The sequence below is a fragment of the Corallococcus sp. CA041A genome (genome assembly GCF_003612075.1).
GTDB classification, from domain to species: domain Bacteria; phylum Myxococcota; class Myxococcia; order Myxococcales; family Myxococcaceae; genus Corallococcus; species Corallococcus exiguus.
In genome coordinates this window covers 1-19086 of the sequence record NZ_RAWF01000193.1, presented here as the reverse complement: position 1 = coordinate 19086, position 19086 = coordinate 1, and the positions used below count along the sequence as shown (strand labels likewise).

The following is a 19086-nucleotide window of genomic DNA, read 5'->3' as shown; positions in this document are numbered from 1 at the left end:
GGACGGTTGTTCCCGGAGCGTCTGCGCGACTCGCAGCGGCTGGAGACCGCCGTGGACCGCCAGCGGGAGGCCCCCACCCGCGCGCCGCCGCCCACCCGCACTCCGCGCTGACATGACGATGCGCCACCTCCCCCGCACACCGCGCGCGTGAAGGCGCGGCATGCGGGGGCGGAGCACAAGGACTGTTCGAGGCTTCCATCCCGTCCGCGCTACGAGCGCTTGAGCGGGTCGATGTCCGCGTCCGCGCGGTAGCCGGCGCGGCGCTTCTCCTCGTCCACGTTGGGCTCGGTGCGCACCACCTTCACGTCCTCCAGCTCCTCGTGGCGGACGCGGCCCTCCATGCTACGGCGCTCCTCGATGGGGCGCTTGTGGATGGTGATCTCCTCGTCCGTGTACGCGCGCTTGGTCAGCTCCGCCTCCTCCGCGCTCAGGGGGATGCGGATGGTCTCCTCCCGGAAGTCCGCCACGTCGCCGGGAATGTTGTCGCCCTTCACCGCCCGGCGCACCACCTCCACCTCCTCGTGGCGCAGCGGGACCTCCACCGTCTTCCGCTCCTCGACGACAATCTTGCGCACCTGCGCCTCGCCCGCGGAGCGCTGGCGTTTGGTGACGCCCAGCTCCTCATGGTGCGTGCGCAGCGTGACGTCCTCGTTCGCGATGCGCTCGGCGGCTCGGATGTCGGTGCGCAGCTCGCGCTCCTCGGCTCGGATGTCGGTGCGCAGCTCGCGCTCCTTCAGCTCCCGGTCCTTGATGCCGACCTTCTCCGCGCCGGTCCGGGCCACGTCTCCGACCTTCGTGGTGCCCGTCTTCAGCCCCGCGCCAATGCCACCCATGGTGCCGCCGGTGGCCGTCGCCGCCGTCGCGCCCACGGCGCCGGCGTCGGACAGCCCTCGCAGCGCCTCGCGGCCGTGGTTGAGGTAGATCTCCCCGTTGCGGATGTCGCTCACCTCCAGGTAGCGGACCAGGTAGTCCTTCGGGAAGAACATCCCCTTCTCGATGTGGAACTCGCCCTCGCTCACGGCGAACACCTTGCCCAGCTTCTCGCCGTCGCTGCTGCGGACCGTCATCCCTTCCTTGATGTCGTTGCGCTTGATCATCATGGACTTGGCTCCTTGTGCCTTCACGTCGGGTCGGATGTGGTCGCGAGCGGAACGCCAGGGCCGTCCAGCGCGCTGGAGAGGGTTTCCTGGGGGGAAGTGGACGCTGAAGTGTCCGCCACGGCCATCACCCGAAAAGTGGGTTCAATGACGCCCAAGAAAACCCCTGGTGCTGGATGCTCCAGGGGCTCGGTACGCCGTCCGCCGCTGGCAACGCCGCGCCGGACGCCTCCCTGCTCCCTGTCCAGAGGACAGGCATGCAGGAGCGGAGCCCCCGGGCTTCACGTTGGCAGCGCGCGTCCCCACACCTCACTGTGAGGGCGCGAGTCCGGATGGACCGGCCCGTGCGAGAGGAGCCTGTGATGCGAGCCACGAGGCCTGGCCGGGGACTCGGGTGGATGGCCGGCGCGGTGGGACTGCTGGTGGCGGGCCGACTCCGGCGCCGTCGCGCGGGAGCAGTGCTTCCGGAGTCCATTCCGGAAGCGGTGCCAGTCCTGGAGCCCGTCACCTGGACGCCCACCGCGCTGCCGGACCCGGAGGACCCTCCCTCCGCCGGGTGGTCGCTGACGCACGAGGACATGGCGCCCTGGGAGGACCGCGAAGCACCAGAGGCCGGACCCCAGGGCCTCCCGAGGATCCGCCGGGGACCGTCGGGCCGGGAGCACTACTGGCTGGAGCCCTGAGCGGACCTGGCGCGCACTTGGGGTTGGGGCAGGGGGGCGCGACAGCGATGTTTCGGGGTGTTGGCGGGACTCCGGAGCCAAGCTGTGCGCTTGACCCATGGGGAGGGCTCCCCTAGAAAACCGGGGCTTTGCCCGTCATCTCCCCCGGAGGAAGCCCCCACATGCGACGACTTGCCCCGATGCTCCTCGCCGCGCTCGCCGTCCTGGCGGCCGCCTGCGAGAAGAAGACGCAGCCCACGGGAGAGGCGGGAGGCGCCCCCTCGGCGCAGGCCCCGGCCACCGCGCAGGGCGGCACGCCCCCGGCGGGTGATGACGTCATCGTGCTGGGTGAAGTGGGCGCGCTGACGGGCGGTCAGGCGACGTTCGGCATCTCCACCCGCAACGGCATCGCGCTGGCGGTGAAGGAAGCCAACGCGGCCGGCGGCGTGAAGGGCAAGAAGTTGGTCGTGCGCGTGTACGACGACCAGAGCAAGCCGGAGGAGGCCGCGCAGGCCGTCACCCGCCTCATCACGCAGGACAAGGTGGCGCTCATCCTGGGCGAGGTGGCTTCGTCCAGCTCCCTGGCCATGGCGGAGAAGGCGCAGGCGGCCGGCGTGCCCATGATCACCCCGTCGTCCACCAACCCCTCCGTGACGGAGAAGGGCGACAACATCTTCCGCGTCTGCTTCATCGACCCGTTCCAGGGCTTCGTGATGGCGAAGTTCGCGCGGGAGAACCTCAAGCTCAACAAGGTCGCGGTGCTCCAGGACAACAAGAGCGCCTACTCCATTGGCCTCACGGAGGTGTTCCGCCAGAAGTTCGCGGAGATGGGCGGGAAAATCACCGCCACGGAGAGCTACAGCCAGGGCGACACGGACTACCGCGCGCAGCTGACGGCCATCAAGAAGACGCAGCCGGAGGGCATCTACGTGCCGGGCTACTACAGCGAGGTGGGCATCATCGCCCGCCAGGCGCGCGAGCTGGGCCTGAAGGTGCCGCTGATGGGCGGCGACGGCTGGGACTCCGAGAAGCTCTTCGAGCTGGGTGGCAGCGCCATCGACGGCAGCTACTTCTCCAACCACTACTCGCCGGACAACCCGGACGAGCGCGTGAAGAAGTTCATCGCGGACTACAAGGCGGACAACAACGGCGCGGTGCCGGACGCGCTCGCGGCGCTGGGCTACGACGCCGCGCGCGTCGCGATTGAAGCGCTCAAGAACGCCCCGGACACCAGCGGCCCGGCCCTGCGCGCGGCCATCGCGAAGACGAAGGACTTCCCCGGCGTGGCGGGCAACATCACGCTGGATGCGAAGCGCAACGCGGTGAAGTCCGCCGTGGTGCTGAAGGTCGCGGACGGCAAGTCCACCTACGTCACCACCATCTCGCCGTAACCCAGGGCCCACCCCGGCACATGTCGCAGCTCATCCAGCACCTCATCAACGGTCTGGCCGCCGGCACCATCTACGCCCTGGTCGCGCTGGGCTACACGATGGTGTACGGCGTCCTCAAGCTCATCAACTTCGCCCACGGCGACGTGATGATGGTCGGCGTCTACATGGGCTATGCGACCGCCTTCGCCCTCGGGCGCCAGGCGCAGCGTTCCATGTGGGGCGTGGTCCTCATCTTCGCGGTGGCCATGGTGGGGTGCGCGCTGCTCGGCTTCCTCATCGAGCGCTTCGCCTACCGGCCGCTGCGTGAGAAGCCGCGCCTCACCGCGCTCATCACCGCCATCGGCATCTCGTTCGCGCTGTCGTACGGCTTCCAGCTGGACATCGGCTTCCTGCCGGGCGCGTCCCCCCGGGCCTTCCCGGAGGTCATCGTCCCCAGTGAGTGGTTCATCATTGGCGACCGCGACGTGGTGGTGTGGAACTGGCAGGTCATCAGCTTCATCATCGCCGTGGCGCTGATGGCCGGGCTCCAGTTCCTCGTGTACCGGACGCGCTTCGGCAAGGCGATGCGCGCGGTGTCCTACGACCACCGCACCGCGGCGCTGATGGGCATCCCCACCGACCGCATCATCGCGCTGACGTTCATGCTCTCCAGCGCGCTGGCGGCGGGCGCCGGCCTGCTCTACGCCATCAAGGACACGTCCGTGAGCCCGCTCATGGGCCTGTACGTGGGCCTCAAGGCCTTCGTGGCGGCGGTCATCGGCGGCATCGGCAACGTGCCGGGCGCCGTGGTGGGCGCGCTGCTGCTGGGCCTGGTGGAGGAGTTCGTGGTGGGCTACGCGGCCAGCACCTGGCGTGACGCGGTGGCCTTCGGCTTCCTCATCCTGGTGCTGCTGGTGAAGCCGGGCGGTCTGTTCGGCCGCGTCGCGGCGGAGAAGGTCTGATGGCGGCCCCTGGTGTGACGACGCTGTCGGACGAGTCCGTGGGCCGCGTGCCCCCGGCCCTGCGCGGCATCCTGCCCGTGCTCATCGCGGTGCCGCTGGTGGTCCTGGCGGATGTGCTGCTGAACACCTCGCCCTTCGCCACGTACCTGCTGTCCGTGGTGGGGGTGAACATCATCCTCGCGGTGAGCCTCAACATCGTGAACGGCATGACGGGCCAGTTCTCCATTGGCCACGCGGGCTTCATGGCCGTGGGCGCGTACATCGCGGGCGTCACGTCCCTGGAGTTGAAGGAGGTGGCGCTGTCCTTCCTGCCGGTGGCCGCCAGTGACCAGGTGCTCTTCACCGTGGCGCTGCTCGCGGGCGGCACCTGCGCGGCGCTGTGTGGCTTCCTGGTGGGCCTGCCGTCGCTGCGGCTTCGCGGGGACTACCTGGCCATCGTGACGCTGGGCTTCGGTGAAATCATCCGCGTGGTGGTGCAGAACACGGAGGCCTTCGGCCGCGCGCTGGGCCTGTCCGGCATCCCGCAGTACTCCAGCGTGGCCATGGTGTACTTCTGGGTCTTCCTGGTGGTGCTGGTGTCCCGGCGCATCGCGGGCTCCAGCCACGGCCGCAGCCTGTGGGCCATCCGCGAGGACGAAGTGGCCGCCGAGGCCATGGGCGTGGACACCACCGGCTACAAGGTCCGCGCGTTCGTCATCTCGTCGTTCTTCGCGGGCATCGCCGGCGGCCTGTTCGCGCACTTCGTGCCCATCATCAACCCGGGCTCGTTCACCTTCGTGAAGTCCATGGAGATCGTCGTCATGGTGGTGCTGGGCGGGCTGGGCTCCAGCACGGGCGCCATCGTCGCGGCCATCTTCCTCACGCTCTTGCCCGAAGGCCTGCGCTCGCTGTTCGGCGCGCTGGGCGCGGGGGGAAGCCTGGCGCAGAAGGTGGATCAGATCCGCATGCCCGTGTACGGCATCCTGCTGGTCGTGCTGATGCTGGCGCGGCCGCAGGGCCTGTTCGGCACGAAGGAGCTCTGGGACGTGCTGCCCCGGTGGCTTCCCCGGAAGAAGAAGGGGCTGACATGAGCGCCGCCGTGACTCCTGTCTCCGCCTCGGGCTCCGGGGACGCGCTGCTCCAGGCGTCCGGCGTGAGCATCCGCTTCGGGGGCCTCAAGGCCCTCACGGACTTCAACCTCTCCGTGCGCCAGGGCGACCTGCTGGGCCTCATTGGTCCCAACGGGGCGGGCAAGTCCACCGCGTTCAACGTGCTCACCGGCGTGTACCAGCCCACCGAGGGCGAGGTGCGCGTGGCCGGGCAGCGGGTGAACGGCTGGGTGCCGCATCAAATCAACCACCTGGGCCTGGCGCGCACGTTCCAGAACATCCGCCTGTTCCGCGCGCTGACGGCGCTGGACAACGTGAAGGTGGCCTGCCGCGCGCAAGGCGCGCTGCACCCGGTGGTCATGGGCCCCCTGGCCAAGGCGGGCACGGCGATGCGCAACTACCGCGACTGGTGGCGCGCGCTGCTGCTCACCCCCGGCTTCCAGGCCGAGGAGCGCGAGCTGACGCGCCAGGCGGAGCACCTGCTGGAGGTCATGGGCCTGTCGCACCGCCGCGATGAAGAGGCGAAGAACCTCCCGTACGGCGAGCAGCGCCGGCTGGAGATCGCCCGCGCGCTGGGCACCCGCCCCAAGGTGCTGCTGTTGGACGAGCCCGCGGCGGGCATGAACACGCGTGAGAAGGCGGACCTGATGGTGCTCATCCGCCGGCTGCGCGACGAGTTCTCGCTGGGGGTGCTGGTCATCGAGCACGACATGAAGCTGGTGATGGGCATCTGCGAGCGCATCACCGTGCTGGACCACGGCGAGACCATCGCCCGCGGCGCTCCGGCGGAAGTGCGCAGCGACCGCAAGGTCATCGAGGCGTACCTGGGCGACAGCTACCTGGAGTCCCACGGAGGCGCGGCGTGAGCGAGCCTGTGAAGGTGCTGGGCGAGCGGCGCGCGTTCGAGCCGCTCCTGTCGGTGGAGGGCATCCAGGTCCGCTACGGCGCCATCCAGGCGCTCCGGGGCGTGTCCCTGACGGTGGGCAAGGGCGAGATGGTGGCCCTCATCGGCGCCAACGGCGCGGGCAAGACGAGCACCCTGCGCGCGGTGAGCGGCATGCTCAAGCCGACCGCGGGCCGCATCACGCTGGCGGGGAAGGACATCACCGGCCTGAAGGCGCACCAGCTGGTGCCGCGCGGCATGGCGCACGCGCCGGAGGGCCGGGGCATCTTCCCCAACCTCACCGTGTTCGAGAACCTGGAGCTGGGCGCGTACCTGCGCAAGGACACCGCCCAGGTGCGCCTGGACATGGACAAGGGCTTCAGCCTGTTCCCGGTGCTGCGCGAGCGTCAGAAGCAGCTGGCGGGCACGCTGTCCGGTGGCGAGCAGCAGATGCTGGCCATCGCCCGGGCGCTGCTCAGCAAGCCGCAGCTGCTGCTGCTGGACGAGCCGTCCCTGGGCCTGGCGCCGCAGGTGACGGAGACCATCTTCCGCACCCTGCGCGAGGTGAACGCCACCGGCGTCAGCGTGCTGCTGGTGGAGCAGAACGCGCACCTGGCCCTCAACGCCGCCCACTACGGCTACGTGCTGGAGACGGGCGAGGTGGTGATGGCCGGCCCCGGCAAGGCGCTGCTGGAGAGCGCCGAGATTCGGCGCGCGTACCTGGGGGAATAGCCCTCCCGCGCCGACTTTCCGGCCCCGGCTCGGTGTCCGCCCCCGGACGCTTCCGGGGGCGGGGCCAGGGCAAGTTGCTCGCGCCGCGTCGAAACTCGGGTAGTCAGCGGCGGAGGACTTCGTCTAGCGTCCGACAAGACAAGCTGTTTTCTTCCACTTCCCGCTCAGGAAGCGTGCCCATGCGCCCGTTGTCCCGCCTCCTCCTTGCCTCGCTTACCACGCTCGCGCTCATCGCCGGCGCGTGCGCCAACCAGCAGAAGACCGACGGCTCCTCCTCGGGCGGCACCGGTGGTCCCTCGGCCACCTCCACCATCGAGGACGTGCCCAACGAGCCCACCCCGGGCGCGGATGGCACCGCGGCCACCCCGGCCCCGGAATTCAAGCCCTACGAGGCAGCGGAAGGCTTCACCATCGGCATGCCGATGGAGCCCCAGGTCGCGCGCAGGCAGATCCCGCTGGGCGCCAACACGGTGAACACCGCGGCCTTCACCGTGCGCACCGAGGACAACACCGTCTACTCCGTCAGCACCGCGGACTACCCGGAGCGGCTGGTGGCGAGCCGTCCCCCGGAGGCCCTGCTGAACGAGGGCAAGGACGGCCTGGTGAAGGAAGTCCAGGGCACCCTCAAGGAAGAGTCGGACATCACCCTGGATGGCTACCCCGGCAAGGCCTACTCGGTCAGCTCGCCTGTCCACGGCGAGGTGAAGGCGCGCAACTTCCTGGTGGGCCCGCGCCTGTACACGCTGCTGGTCATCTACAACCCCAACCACCCCAACACCACGGCGGAGCCGTTCCTCAACTCGCTGAAGCTGGTGAACCCGCCCCCGGCCATCACCACGGTCACGCCGGACGCCGGCACGGGCGCGGACGCGGGCACGATTGAGGGTGCGGACGCGGGCACGGCCACCGACGCGGGCACCGTCGCTCCGCGCCGCCGCAAGAAGTAGTCGCAGGACGCTGACGCGACGCTCCCCAGGTCCGGGGGCGTCGCGCGGTGTGCGGTGTGTTCACCTGTCCGCGTGGAGAATGCCGGGCCCTTCAGGTCCGCCTCCGCCGGATTGCCCCCGGGTCTGTCATCCCTACCTTTCGGGAGGGGATACGACAGGGGGCGCTAAAACACATGATGTCCTGGGTGGGGGCCCTGCTGACCACGGTGGTGGCGGCGGGAGGAGTGCCCATGGTGCCGGCCAGCGGGGGCAATGCCCTGACGCTGCCGGCGCATCGGCACGCGGTGCGGATTGAAACAGGCAATGGGCATGCGCCCACGTGGCTCCTGGCCATCCAGCAGCAGGGGGCGGAGGGCGAAGGGCTGAACCTGTTCCGTTCCGAGGACGGGTTCCAGGGCTTCTCCAAGCTGGCGGAAATCCAGCCGGATGCGTCGCACCACGACCGGGCGGAGCTGGTCGCGGTGGGGCGCGACGTGGCGATGGTCTACGCGTACGAAGGCCCCTCACTGGCGGCGTCGTCGCGGCACGACGTGTACTTCCAGTGGTGGCGCTACGACGCGGCGCAGGACACCTGGACGCCGGAGCCGGCGGTGCGGGTGTTCAACGCGGACAGTTCGACGGCGTATTCGCGGGCGCTGCTGGCGCGGGACTCCAAGGGACGGCTGTGGGTGCAGGCGTTCCGGCTGGAGTCGGACGGCGGCTCCACGGCGGTGGTGGCGGTGTCCACGGACGGGGGCACGAGCTTCCAGAAGCAGCCGGACCTGGGGCGCACGCGGAAGCGGGGCGGGGGACGGCTGCTCAGCGTGGGGTCCAAGCTCGTCTTCTTCTGGGCCATGCACGACGGCTTCGAGCCCACGCGGCTGCGGGTGCGTGACGCGGCGGATCCGCTGGACACGTGGGGTCCGCAGCGGGACGCGTTCTCCGACGGCATCTACCACGGCGCGGCGCTGAGCGCGGTGGAGGACGGCAAGGGCGGCATCCACCTGGTCTACAAGGACGAGACGGAGCGGCTGTACTACCGTCGCTTCGACGGGACGTCGTTCGGTTCGCGCATCCTGGTGGAGGGGACGCCGGACTGGGCGTTGCAGCCCGCGGTGACGCGCATCGGGGACGCGCTGTATGTCTTCTACAATCACTTCCAGACGGCGACGGACTACGAGATCCGCGTGCGGGTGCTGCGCAACGGCGTGTTCAGCGACCCGGTGACGCTGGATTCGCGCACGAGCTTCAAGGGCTACCTGAGCACCCTGGACGTGCTGCCGGACAGCGTCACGGAGGTGCCGTGCTTCTACGGCGACGCGGTGGACGCGAACTCCAGCGGCCGGGTGATGCGCGTGGCGCTGGCACGTCAGCCGGAAGGAGGCGGCGGTTCCGGTCAGGACGGCGGGACGCCGGATGGCGGCGCGGGGACGCCGGATGGCGGTGATTCGAGCGACGGAGGCTCGGGCACCACGGATGGCGGCGTGGACGCGGGGACGCCGGATGCCGGCTCGGGCACGGATGCCGGTGTCGATGCGGGGACGCCACCGGTGGATGGCGGCGTCCAGGGGCCGGTGACGCTGGAGCCGGTGTTCACGAACACGACGCACGAGGTGCTGGCCGTGGACGGCGCGGGCACTGTGTACGCGCTGGCGCTGGACGGGAGCCGTTCGAAGTTGTGGGCGAGCACGGACGGCGGGCGCACCTTCAGCGCGAGAGGGCAGGGCGTGGGCGGCGCGTCGTTCTGGGTGATGGCGGCGCTCAAGGACGGGACGCTGCTGGCGCAGATGAGCCGCGGTGGCAGCTACCACCTGGAGCGCTCCACGGACGGCGGGCGCACGTGGGTGGACGTGGCCTCGCTGGGGAGCTACCGCGCGATGTCGCCCGCGAGCTTCGCGGAGCTGGGCAGCACGGTGTTCTTCCTGGAGTACCAGACGTTCACCTCCGGGAACACGCCGCTGCGGCTGTGGGCGAGCACGGACGGCGGAGCGACGTGGGCCACGCGAGCGACGTTCCAGGACCACCGTCACGGCACGGCGCTGTACGCGGATGCGACGCGCAGCGTGCTGTGGGCCACGTTCGGGAGCAGCAGCGCGCAGGCGGCGGTGGTGCGCTCGACGGACGGCGGGCGCACCTGGACGAAGGTGATGGGCGGCTACGCAGCCAACGCGGTGACGGGGACGGTGTTGCCGGGAGGTGAGCTGCTGCTGGGACAGTCCACGCTCTATGAGCCGGAGCACCCGAAGCTCTTGCGCGTGTACGCGAGCGGAAGAGTGGACGCGCTGATGACGCTGCCGGGGCCGGCGTACTCGGTGGACGCGCTGACGGGAGGCGGCTTCGTGCTGGGAACGGCGAGGGCGGACGTGGGCGACGTGCAGCCCGCGTCGGACCTCTACGCGCGGCTCTTCACCAGCACGGACGGCGTGACGTGGACGGAGGCCCGGAGATACGAGCGGGCCACCAGCGGCGTCCTGGCCCGCGCGGAGGTCTGGGGCGTGCTGCCCGGCGGCGACCTGGTGGTGCGGGCGGAGAACCTGAAGGGCTTCGGAACCGGAGGGAAGGGGTTCCAGGTCCTGCGCGTGAAGCGCTAAGGCGCCCGCGGGAAGTTCGAATAGACGACCGCGAGCCGGGCATCCGCCGCCAGGCTCGCGGGCGTCACCAGCTCCAGGTCCACCGGCACCGGACCGCGGTAGCGCTCCGCGATTTCACGCTGCAGCCCCGCGACGTCCAGGTCGCCCAGCCGCTCCATCTTCCCGTACTCCACGCCCGCGCCCGTCGCGTACGCCTTGCGCACCAGCTCCGAGCAGTACATCGCCTCGTCTCCCCACCCGAAGAGCGCGTCGTACGGCTTGCCCAGGTGACGCTTCGCCTCCTCCACCGCTCGCGCCTTCGCCGCGTCATCCACCCCCTGCGGCCGCATCACCAGGAGCCGCCCCTTCACCCCGCGCGCCTTCCACTTCGCGAACGGTGTGCGCTTCACCGGCTGCACGGCCTCCACCACGAACGTCCCGTCCGGCGTCACCTCCACCAGCCCCACGTGCGACAGCGGGCTGTGCGTGGCCACCTGGATGGCCTTCGACTGGCGTGATCCCGACGTCTGGAACACCACGTCCCCGGTCCGCACCTTCGCCGCCACGCCCTCCGCCTCGCGCGGCGCCGCCTGCGTCTTGCGGCCCACCAGCCACGTCGCCCCCACCAGCACGAGGGCCAGCAGCCACATCCCCCTGACGATCCAGCGCATCCGCCCGTCCCTTCCATGGGTTGCACCCGTCCACCCACCCCCAGTGCAGCCCCGGTGCCAGCCGTTTCAGAGCCGGAGTTCACCCATGGTACGTGGAAGTCGCTTCCGACCCTGGGTCGGAACGTGGTAAACCTGGGGAATCTACTTATTGCAGTGACTCAAGAATAGTGTGGCAATTCCGGAAAATATCGGATAGTGAAGGAGCACTCGCGAGCCGGCAGTCCGAGCGCGCGGAAGAGGGGGCTCATCGGAGGAATTCGTCGTGACCGCATCGAACGCGCCCATCCGTTGCCTGCTCTATCCGTCCCTCGGCGAGGTACGGGAGCACGTGCGCGTGGAGCTGTTCGCGCGGGCGCTGTCGGAGCGGATGGGCCGCCCGGTGGTGATGTCCATGTCGCCCACCTACGAGCACCTGGAGGCGGAGCTCGCTTCAGGCCGGGTGGAGATGGCCTGGGGCACCGCCGAGCAGTGCAACGCCTTCGAGCCGCAGGCGCGCGCGGTGCTGCGCGCGGTGCGCTCCGGCAGCTGCTACTACCACGCGGCCTTCATCTGCCGCGCGGACGAGCCGCTGACGCTGGAGACGCTGGCGGGCAAGCGCGTGGCGTGGGTGGCGCCGCGCTCCACCGGCGGGCACCTGTTGCCGGTGCGCCACCTGGAGTCGCTGGGCCTGCGCCCGGACACGCTCTTCTCCGAGCAGCGCTTCCTGGGCACCTACCGCAAGGCGCTGGACGCGGTGCTGCGCGGCGAGTCGGACCTGTGCGCGCTCTTCTGCAACCACAAGGACGCGCACGCGATGCGCGCCACGCTGACGACGTACCTGGGCGCGGACGCACCGCGGCTCACGCCGTTCCTGTTCACCATCCCCACGCTCGCCGACGGCCTCATCCTTACGAAGCGGATGCCGGAGGCGGACGCGCAGGCGCTCATCTCCGTCCTCACCCGGATGAACACCGACGGCGCGGGCCTGGAGATGCTCATGGGCCCCTTCCGGGTGGAGACCTTCGTCCGGTCTCCCGGCCTGGACGCGCCCGCGTCCGGCCCGCGTCCCACGGGGGTCGCCGAGTACGTGGCCGGAGAGCTGGACGCGGAAGGCCGGTGCCTGCGGCTGTGGTCCCCGTCCGGCCGTGCCTTCGGCCGCGACATGCGCGGCGGGGAGGGGCGCATGTTGGAGGAGGTCCTGGGCACCGCCGCGAGCAAGCCCCTCATGTCCCTGCTCCAGGCCGTCCTCCAGGGCGGCTCCGACGGCCGGCTGGAGTACCGGCTCACCGTGAACGGCGACGAGCGCGTCTACGCGGCGGAAATCACGCCCTGCGAGCCCTCGCCCGGGGACACGGGCGTGCGGCTGGGCCTGCTGGTGCGCGACGTCAGCGGCCTGCGCGCGCTGGAGGATCCGCTGTACCGGCTGGCGTCGTTCCCGCTGCTGCACCCGGAGCCGTTGCTGGAGCTGGGCATGGACGGGGAGCTGCGGTACGCGAACCCCGCCACCCACGCGGCGTTCCAGGACCTGGTGGAGATGGGTGCCGAGCACCCGCTGGTGAAGGCGGCGGTCATCTGGGCGTGGCGGGGCGCGCCCCCGGGAGAGCCCGCGCCCACGGTGCACCTGGACGGGCGCTACTGGGAGCTCACGGTCGCGCAGCTGTGGGACCCGCCGGGCCTGCGCGTGTTCGCGCGCGACGTGACGCTGCGCAAGCAGATGGAGGCGCGGCTGTTCCAGGCGGACCGGCTGTCCGCGCTGGGCTCGCTCGCGGCGGCGGTGGGCCATGAGATGAACAACCCGCTGGCCTTCGTGCTGGCGAACCTGTCGTTCATCCGCGAGGAGATGGACCGCCTGAAGCAGCCGCTGCTGGACGGCAAGGCCGTGCCGCGCGAGGACCTGACGGACATGCTGGATGCGCTGAGCGAGACGGTGGAGGGCGCCACCCGGCTCAAGCACATCGTGCAGGACCTGCGCACGCTGTCGCGCAAGCCGCCGGAGCACCGCGCCCGCGTGGCCGTGCAGCCGGTGCTGGAGAACGCGCTCAAGCTGCTGCGCGGCGAGCTGCAGCACCGCGCGCGGCTGGAGCGGGACTTCCACGACATGCCCACGGTGGACGCGGACGAGGCGCGCCTCACCCAGCTCTTCCTCAACCTGCTGCTCAACGGCCTGCAGCAGATGGACACCCAGGACGCCGCGAACAACGTGCTGCGCGTGGCGGCCTACACCAGCGAGGACGGCGAGGTGGTGGTGGAGGTGCAGGACTCCGGCAAGGGCCTGTCCCAGGACGCGCTCGCGCACATCTTCGAGCCCTTCGCCACCGCGCGCCCCAACAGCACCGGCCTGGGCCTGTCCGTGAGCCACACCATCGTCACCGGCCTGGGCGGCACGCTGCGCGCGGAGAGTCGCGAGGGCCGCGGCACGCTGCTCACCGTCACGCTGCCGGCGGCGGTGCCCGTGGCGGAAGGCCTGCGCGCCTGCTAGTCGCGCTCCAGCATCACTTCCAACCGGGGCACGTAGTGGCCCCGCGTGCTCTCGAAGAGCACCAGCCGGTCCACGCGCCCCTCGCCCCATGACGCGCCCTGCAGCTCGCGCGCGCACGCCGCCAGCGCCGGGTCTCCGCGCGGTGGCCGGGCCCGGGCCAGCGTCAGGTGTGCGATGTACTCGCCGTGCTCGGACGTGAAGCCCAGCGGCTCCAGTGCGCGCGCCACGTCCGCCTGGAGCGCCTTCAGCGCGGCGGTGTCTCCGCGCACGTCCGCCCAGAGCACGCGCGGGTGGGCTGGCGGGCCGAACGCCCCTCCGCCCGCCACCGACAGCACGAACGGCGAGTGATACAGCCCCACCGGCTCCAGCGCGTCGCGCAGCTCCGGCAGGCGGCTGTCATCCACGTCCCCCAGGAAGAGCAGCGTCAGGTGCACGCCCTCCGGCCGCACCCACTTCGCGTCGGGAGCAAGGGTGCGCAGCCGCTCGATGCCCCGCTCGGTCTCGGCGGTGAGGGCCTCTCCCAGCGTCACGGCGGTGAACAGGCGCATCGTGAAAGACCTCCTTCAGGGAACCTGGACGCTCCCCACCGCGCCCGCCTTCTTCCGGGGCCACAGCGCGTAGAACCATGCGGGCAGGAACACGAGGAACTCCACGCCGCTCACGTACAGGCCTCGCGCGGACAGCATGCCCGCGCCAATGGGCGCCACCGGCAGCGGACGCACCGGGGCGAAGACGCGCGCGTTGGAGAAGGGCCAGAAGAGGGCCGCGCCCAGCCCACCGTCCGTGAGCGTGTCCAGGATGCCGTGGCTGGCCACCGCCGCGAGCGTCAGCAGGCCCCAGCGCGTGGCGGACTCCCCCTTCCACCGGGCCAGCGCCGCCACCGCGAGCGCCACCCCCGCCGCGAAGACGAACGAGTGCGACGCACCGCGGTGTCCCCACGTCGCCGCGTAGGGGATGCGCAGCGCGAACGCCACCACGTCCGCGTCCGGCAGCAGGGCGAGCAGGGACAGGAACGCCATCACCGCCACCCGCCGCCGCCAGGGTGCGCCCGACCCCGTCTCGTAACGCCCCAGCGCCATGCCCACCGCTACGTGCCCGATGCTCGCCATTCGCCGGACCCTAACGCACGGGGGCCCCGCCTGGAGAGGGTCCCATTCGTGGGGTAGCCTCCGTTGATACATGCGGTTCCTGCTTTCTCGCTTTCGTGTCGAGTCCACCCTGCGAAGGCGCCTGGACGAATGGCGCGCGGACGTCGGCTCCTGGCTCAATGTGACGCGCGTGGGCGCGACGGCGGCGTGGCTGGCGCTGGCCGTGCTGGATGAGTGGAACGTGTCGCGCGGCGTGCTCGCGGGCTACATCGCGCTGGCCGTCCTGCTGTGGGCGTGCGCGCGCCGGGTGCCGGACCTGCTGCGGCGGCCGGCGCTGGGCGTGGCGCTGCTGGACATGCCGCTCATCTACTTCCTGCAGGAGTGGTCCATCCGGGGCTCCGCCAACGGCGTGGCCATCGCGCTGCTCACCATGGGCGTGTACCTGGTGCTGGTCGTCATCGTGTCCATGGTGACGCTGTCGCGGCTCATCGTCGCGGCGGCCACGGGGCTGGGCATCGTCGCGGTGGCCATGCTGACGCTGGGCGCGGGGTTGCCCGCGTCCCAGTTCCTGCCCGGGCTGGTGCTGGTGATGGTGCTCGCGTCGTCGGTGGCCTTCTTCATCAGCCGCACGGTGATGGGGCTCGTCACGGACGTGGTGCGGGAAGAGATGCAGCGCGAACGGCTGGGCCGCTTCTTTTCCCCGGAGGTCGCGCGGCGCATCTCGGAGAAGGGCACGGACGGGGAGGCCGGCGAGCACCGCGAGGTGACGCTGCTCGTCTCCGACATCCGCGGCTTCACCACGCTGTCGGACCGGATGGACAGCCCCCAGGTGGTGGCGCTGCTCAACGAGTACCTGTCGCGCATGGTGGAGGTGGTGTTCCGCCACGGAGGCACGCTCGACAAGTTCATGGGCGACGGCATCCTCGCGTACTTCGGCGCGCCCCTGGACCAGCCCGGCCACCCGGCCGCCGCCGTGTCGTGCGCGCTGGCCATGCTGGAGGCGCTGGACACGCTCAACCAGGAGCGCGCCGCGCGGGGCGAATTCCCCTTGAGCATCGGCGTGGGTGTGCACACCGGCCGCGTGGTGGTGGGCGCCGTGGGCAGCGAACAGCGCCGCGAGTACACCGTCATCGGCGACGCGGTGAACCTGGCCAGCCGCATCGAAGGTCTGACGAAGAAGGTCGGCGCCGCGGTGCTCGTGTCCCACGCCACGCGCGAGCGCTGTCTGGACAGCTTCGACTTCGAGGCCGCCGCCCCGCTGCCCGTCGCGGGCAAGCCGGAGCCGGTGGCCACCTTCCTGCCGAAGAAGCGCGGCCTGCTCGCCGCCAGCTGACGCGCTGAAATGACGACGGGGCCGGGAGTCGCCTCCCAGCCCCGCGGGTGATGCACACGTCAGCGCGTGCTCAGTACGCCTTGGAGAACACGATGCGGCCCTGCGACGGGTTGCCGGTCATCACGCACTTGCCCGGCTCCTGCTTGAGGCTGAACGGGCGGCAGCGGGTGGTGAGGCCCGTCTCCTCCTTGATGCGCGCCTCCGTCTTCGGGTCGCCGTCCCAGTGCGCCAGCAGGAAGCCGTCCTCCGCCTTCGCCTTCATCTCCTCGTAGGAGTTGACCTCGAAGGTGTGCGAGTCGCGGAAGTCCTTCGCCTTCTGGAACAGGTCCTTCTGCATCTGGTCCAGCATCACCTGGGCCTTGGCGGCGGCCTCGTCCAGCGGCACGAACTCCTTCTGACGCAGGTCGCGGCGCACCATCACGCAGGAGCCCTTGGCCAGGTCCTTGGGCCCCAGCTCGATGCGCAGACACGTGCCGATGAGCTCGTGCTCGTTGTACTTGAAGCCCGGGCCCTTGCTCTCGTCGTCGTCCACCACCACGCCCAGGCCCGCCTTGCGCAGGTCCGCGGCCAGCGCGTGCGACTTCTCCATCACCTGCGTCTTCTCCACGTCCGTCGCCTTGCCCACGATGGGGATGATGACCACGTGCGTGGCGGCGATCTTCGGCGGCACGATGAGGCCCGAGTCATCCGAGTGCGTGAGGATGAGCCCGCCGATGAGGCGCGTGGAGGACCCCCACGACGTCTGCCACACGTGGTGCACGCGGCCGTCGCGGCCCTGGAACGTGGTGTCGAAGGCCTTGGCGAAGTTCTGGCCCAGGTTGTGGCTGGTGCCCGCCTGGAGCGCCTTCTTGTCCTGCATCATGGCTTCGATGCTGTACGTGCGCAGCGCGCCGGCGAACTTCTCCGACTCCGACTTGCGCCCCGGCAGCACGGGCATGGCCATGTAGTCCTCCGCGAACGTGCGGTAGACCTCCAGCATCTGCAGCGTGCGCTCCTCCGCGTCCGCCTCCGTCTCATGGCAGGTGTGGCCCTCCTGCCAGAGGAACTCCGTGGTGCGCAGGAACAGGCGCGTGCGCATCTCCCAGCGCATCACGTTGGCCCACTGGTTCACCAGCAGGGGCAGGTCGCGGTAGCTCTGGATCCACTTGGAGAAGCTGCGGTTGATGATGGTCTCGGACGTGGGCCGGATGACCAGCGGCTCCTCCAGCTTCTGGCCGCCCGCGTGCGTGACGACCGCCAGCTGCGGGTTGAAGCCCTCCACGTGCTCGGCTTCCTTCTTGAGGTAGCTCTCCGGGATGAGCAGCGGGAAGTAGGCGTTCTTCACGCCCGTGTCCTTGAACATCTTGTCCATCACCCGCTGGATGTTCTCCCACAGCGCGTAGCCGTTGGGGCGGATGACCATGCAGCCCTTCACGTCCGAGTAGTCGGCGAGCTTCGCCTTCTGGACCAGGTCGACGTACCACTCGGAAAAGCCCTTCTCGCGGGGCGTGAGCTTCTCGGCCATGTGCTGGGCACCTTGCTAGGGATGGAAAGTGGGAGGCTGCGTACGATGGGATGTTCCGGAAATCAACGCCGGACACGGGCCGGACTCGTCCCCTGAACGCCGCCCATGCTTGGAAAACGACCCGCCATGCTCATGCCCCCTGACACCGCGCCCCGCCAGCTCACCGAGGACGTCCACGTGTTCGACGCCCCCTTCTCCCTCTTCGGCATCCCGGTGGGAGGCCGCATGACGGTCCTCCGCCTGCCGGACGGCGGACTGTGGGTGCACTCGCCCGTCGCCTTCACGCCGGAGCGGAGAGCCGCCGTGGCGGCCCTGGGCCCCGTGCGCTTCCTGGTGGCCCCCAATCTCTTCCACCACCTGCACCTGCCGGACTGGGCCGCGGCCTTCCCGGACGCCCGCGTGGTGGCGCCCAAGGGGCTGCGCGCGAAGCAGCCGGCGCTGCGAATCGACCTGGAGCTGGAGGACCTCCCGGACCCCGCCTGGGCCCCGGTGCTGGACCAGATGAACGTGCGCGGCATGCCCCAGCTCAACGAGTTCCTCTTCTTCCACCGCCCGTCCCGCACCGCGCTCGTCACCGACCTGGCCTTCCACTACGCGCACTCGGAGGGCTTCAAGCTGCGCGCGTACCTGTGGCTGGACGGCGTCCTGGGCCGGTTCGCCGCCCCGCGCTTCCTGCGCCTGTTCACCAAGGACCCGGAGGCCGTGCGCGCTTCACTCCAGCGTGCGCTGAAGTGGGACGTGGAGCGCGTCGTCGTCTGCCACGGCCAGGTGCTGGAGCGCGGCGGCCAGAAGGCCCTCCACGACGCCTTCTCCCGACTGTAGGTCGCGGTACGCCCTGCCTCCGGGTCACAGGGGGGGTCGCCTGCTGCACTCCACGCCGCGCTGCGCTACAAGGGAACCTCCTCTTTTTCCTGAGTTCCCCCCAGGAGGTTCATTCCATGCGGTCCTTTCTTCGGTCCGTGGGCGCGGTCGCGGTGTGCCTTGTCGCGGGCTCCGCGTTCGCCAACTCCACCGGCATCAACGGGCGCAGCGGCAAGCAGAGCGGCCTGTCCTGCACCGCGTCCGGCTGCCACAGCGGCGGTTCGGGCACCCCCACTGTGACGCTGGAAGGGCCCACGGCGCTGACGGCGGGCCAGACGGGCCAGTATTCGCTGACCATCACCGGCGGCCCCGGCGTGAAGGCGGGCATGAACGTGGCCGTGGACGGCGCGACGCTGACCGCGGGCACGGGCACGAAGCTGATGAGCGGTGAGCTCACGCACTCGCTGCCCAAGGCCTTCGCCAATGGCTCGGCGCGCTTCGACTTCTCCCTGGTGGCCCCGGCCACCAACGGCACCTACAAGGTGTTCGCCGCCGGCAACTCCGTGAACGGCGACAACAACCAGGGCGGGGACGCGCACGCCAACGCCACGCTGGACGTCGTCGTCACCGGCGGCAGCGACCCCGTCACGCCGGATGACACGAAGGACGAGGGCGGCTGCTCGGTGGCCACCAGCGGCGCCCCCGCTGCGCTCATCGCCGTGTTCGTGGCGCTGGCCGCGCGCCGCCGCCGTCAGTCCCGCCAGGGCTGAGCCCGGGCTTCACGCCCGCCTGCCCTCCGGCCGGGCCCCGGGGGTGGGACGACAGCGCGAGGGCGGGCGGCCTACCATCGCCCCCCTTGATGCGAACGAGCCCCCTCCTTACCGCCCTGTTCGTCGCGGGATCGCTGGCCTGTGCCTCCGGTCCCGCCGTGCGTCCCACCC

The 19086-nt window shown here is 70.5% G+C and carries 17 protein-coding genes; 12 read left to right on the top strand and 5 right to left on the bottom strand.

The genetic code is table 11. The features are described 5' to 3' along the window. Nucleotides 1-209 precede the first annotated feature (209 nt). Nucleotides 210-1100, bottom strand: coding sequence for a YsnF/AvaK domain-containing protein (locus D7V77_RS29040; protein ID WP_120579545.1), 891 nt, complete (start codon nt 1098-1100; stop codon nt 210-212). Nucleotides 1101-1459: 359 nt separating this feature from the next. Here D7V77_RS29040 and D7V77_RS29035 point away from each other — a divergent pair, with 359 nt between their 5' ends. From D7V77_RS29035 to D7V77_RS29000, 8 genes are all read left to right on the top strand, one after another. Next, nucleotides 1460-1780: a hypothetical protein gene (locus D7V77_RS29035; RefSeq protein WP_126933376.1), complete on the top strand. Its 321-nt coding sequence runs from the start codon at nt 1460-1462 to the stop codon at nt 1778-1780. Between the two features lie 161 nt (nt 1781-1941). Continuing rightward, the gene (locus D7V77_RS29030; RefSeq protein WP_120579543.1) at nt 1942-3150 is read left to right on the top strand and encodes an ABC transporter substrate-binding protein; all 1209 of its coding nucleotides are present in this window, start codon (nt 1942-1944) and stop codon (nt 3148-3150) included. Nucleotides 3151-3170: 20 nt separating this feature from the next. Beyond that, a complete protein-coding gene (locus tag D7V77_RS29025; protein ID WP_120579542.1) occupies nt 3171-4091 on the top strand; it encodes a branched-chain amino acid ABC transporter permease in 921 nt (306 codons plus the stop codon). After that, nucleotides 4091-5161 carry a branched-chain amino acid ABC transporter permease gene (locus tag D7V77_RS29020; protein ID WP_120579541.1) on the top strand — a complete coding sequence of 357 codons (1071 nt, stop codon included), beginning with the start codon at nt 4091-4093 and terminating at the stop codon, nt 5159-5161. The genes D7V77_RS29025 and D7V77_RS29020 overlap by 1 nt, the downstream gene beginning before the upstream one ends. Beyond that, a complete protein-coding gene (locus D7V77_RS29015; RefSeq protein WP_120579540.1) occupies nt 5158-6045 on the top strand; it encodes an ABC transporter ATP-binding protein in 888 nt (295 codons plus the stop codon). Before D7V77_RS29020 ends, D7V77_RS29015 begins: the two co-directional genes overlap by 4 nt. Beyond that, nucleotides 6042-6794 (top strand): ABC transporter ATP-binding protein, encoded by a 753-nt coding sequence (locus D7V77_RS29010; RefSeq protein WP_120579539.1) that lies wholly within the window; start codon nt 6042-6044, stop codon nt 6792-6794. The genes D7V77_RS29015 and D7V77_RS29010 overlap by 4 nt, the downstream gene beginning before the upstream one ends. A 179-nt stretch (nt 6795-6973) precedes the next feature. Then, nucleotides 6974-7741 carry a hypothetical protein gene (locus tag D7V77_RS29005; protein ID WP_211487286.1) on the top strand — a complete coding sequence of 256 codons (768 nt, stop codon included), beginning with the start codon at nt 6974-6976 and terminating at the stop codon, nt 7739-7741. A gap of 173 nt (nt 7742-7914) precedes the next feature. After that, a complete protein-coding gene (locus D7V77_RS29000) occupies nt 7915-10311 on the top strand; it encodes a sialidase family protein (protein WP_233597312.1) in 2397 nt (798 codons plus the stop codon). On the opposite strand, the gene D7V77_RS28995 is transcribed toward D7V77_RS29000, so the two are convergent. After that, complete coding sequence (locus D7V77_RS28995; protein WP_233597311.1) at nt 10308-10961, bottom strand: YiiX/YebB-like N1pC/P60 family cysteine hydrolase; 654 nt, start codon at nt 10959-10961, stop codon at nt 10308-10310. The genes D7V77_RS29000 and D7V77_RS28995 overlap by 4 nt on opposite strands. 262 nt (nt 10962-11223) lie before the next feature. On the opposite strand from D7V77_RS28995, the gene D7V77_RS28990 reads away from it, so the two are divergent. After that, nucleotides 11224-13419: a PhnD/SsuA/transferrin family substrate-binding protein gene (locus tag D7V77_RS28990; RefSeq protein ID WP_120579536.1), complete on the top strand. Its 2196-nt coding sequence runs from the start codon at nt 11224-11226 to the stop codon at nt 13417-13419. Here the strand turns inward: D7V77_RS28990 and thpR are convergent. Both thpR and D7V77_RS28980 read right to left on the bottom strand, forming a co-directional pair. Then, nucleotides 13416-13967, bottom strand: a complete 552-nt coding sequence (thpR, locus tag D7V77_RS28985) for an RNA 2',3'-cyclic phosphodiesterase (RefSeq protein WP_120579535.1) — start codon at nt 13965-13967, stop codon at nt 13416-13418. The genes D7V77_RS28990 and thpR overlap by 4 nt on opposite strands. A 15-nt stretch (nt 13968-13982) precedes the next feature. Further along, nucleotides 13983-14528: a metal-dependent hydrolase gene (locus D7V77_RS28980; protein ID WP_120579534.1), complete on the bottom strand. Its 546-nt coding sequence runs from the start codon at nt 14526-14528 to the stop codon at nt 13983-13985. 70 nt (nt 14529-14598) lie between these two features. Between D7V77_RS28980 and D7V77_RS28975 the strand changes: the two genes are divergently transcribed. After that, nucleotides 14599-15840, top strand: coding sequence for an adenylate/guanylate cyclase domain-containing protein (locus D7V77_RS28975; RefSeq protein WP_120579533.1), 1242 nt, complete (start codon nt 14599-14601; stop codon nt 15838-15840). A gap of 70 nt (nt 15841-15910) precedes the next feature. On the opposite strand, the gene proS is transcribed toward D7V77_RS28975, so the two are convergent. Next, a complete protein-coding gene (gene proS, locus D7V77_RS28970; RefSeq protein WP_120579532.1) occupies nt 15911-17344 on the bottom strand; it encodes a proline--tRNA ligase in 1434 nt (477 codons plus the stop codon). A gap of 126 nt (nt 17345-17470) precedes the next feature. On the opposite strand from proS, the gene D7V77_RS28965 reads away from it, so the two are divergent. Both D7V77_RS28965 and D7V77_RS28960 read left to right on the top strand, forming a co-directional pair. After that, nucleotides 17471-18166 (top strand): DUF4336 domain-containing protein, encoded by a 696-nt coding sequence (locus D7V77_RS28965; protein ID WP_120579531.1) that lies wholly within the window; start codon nt 17471-17473, stop codon nt 18164-18166. A gap of 116 nt (nt 18167-18282) precedes the next feature. Continuing rightward, entirely contained in the window at nt 18283-18915 is a 633-nt protein-coding gene (locus D7V77_RS28960; protein WP_120579530.1) for an MXAN_6652 family MXYO-CTERM-anchored protein, read from the top strand. Nucleotides 18916-19086: the final 171 nt, after the last annotated feature.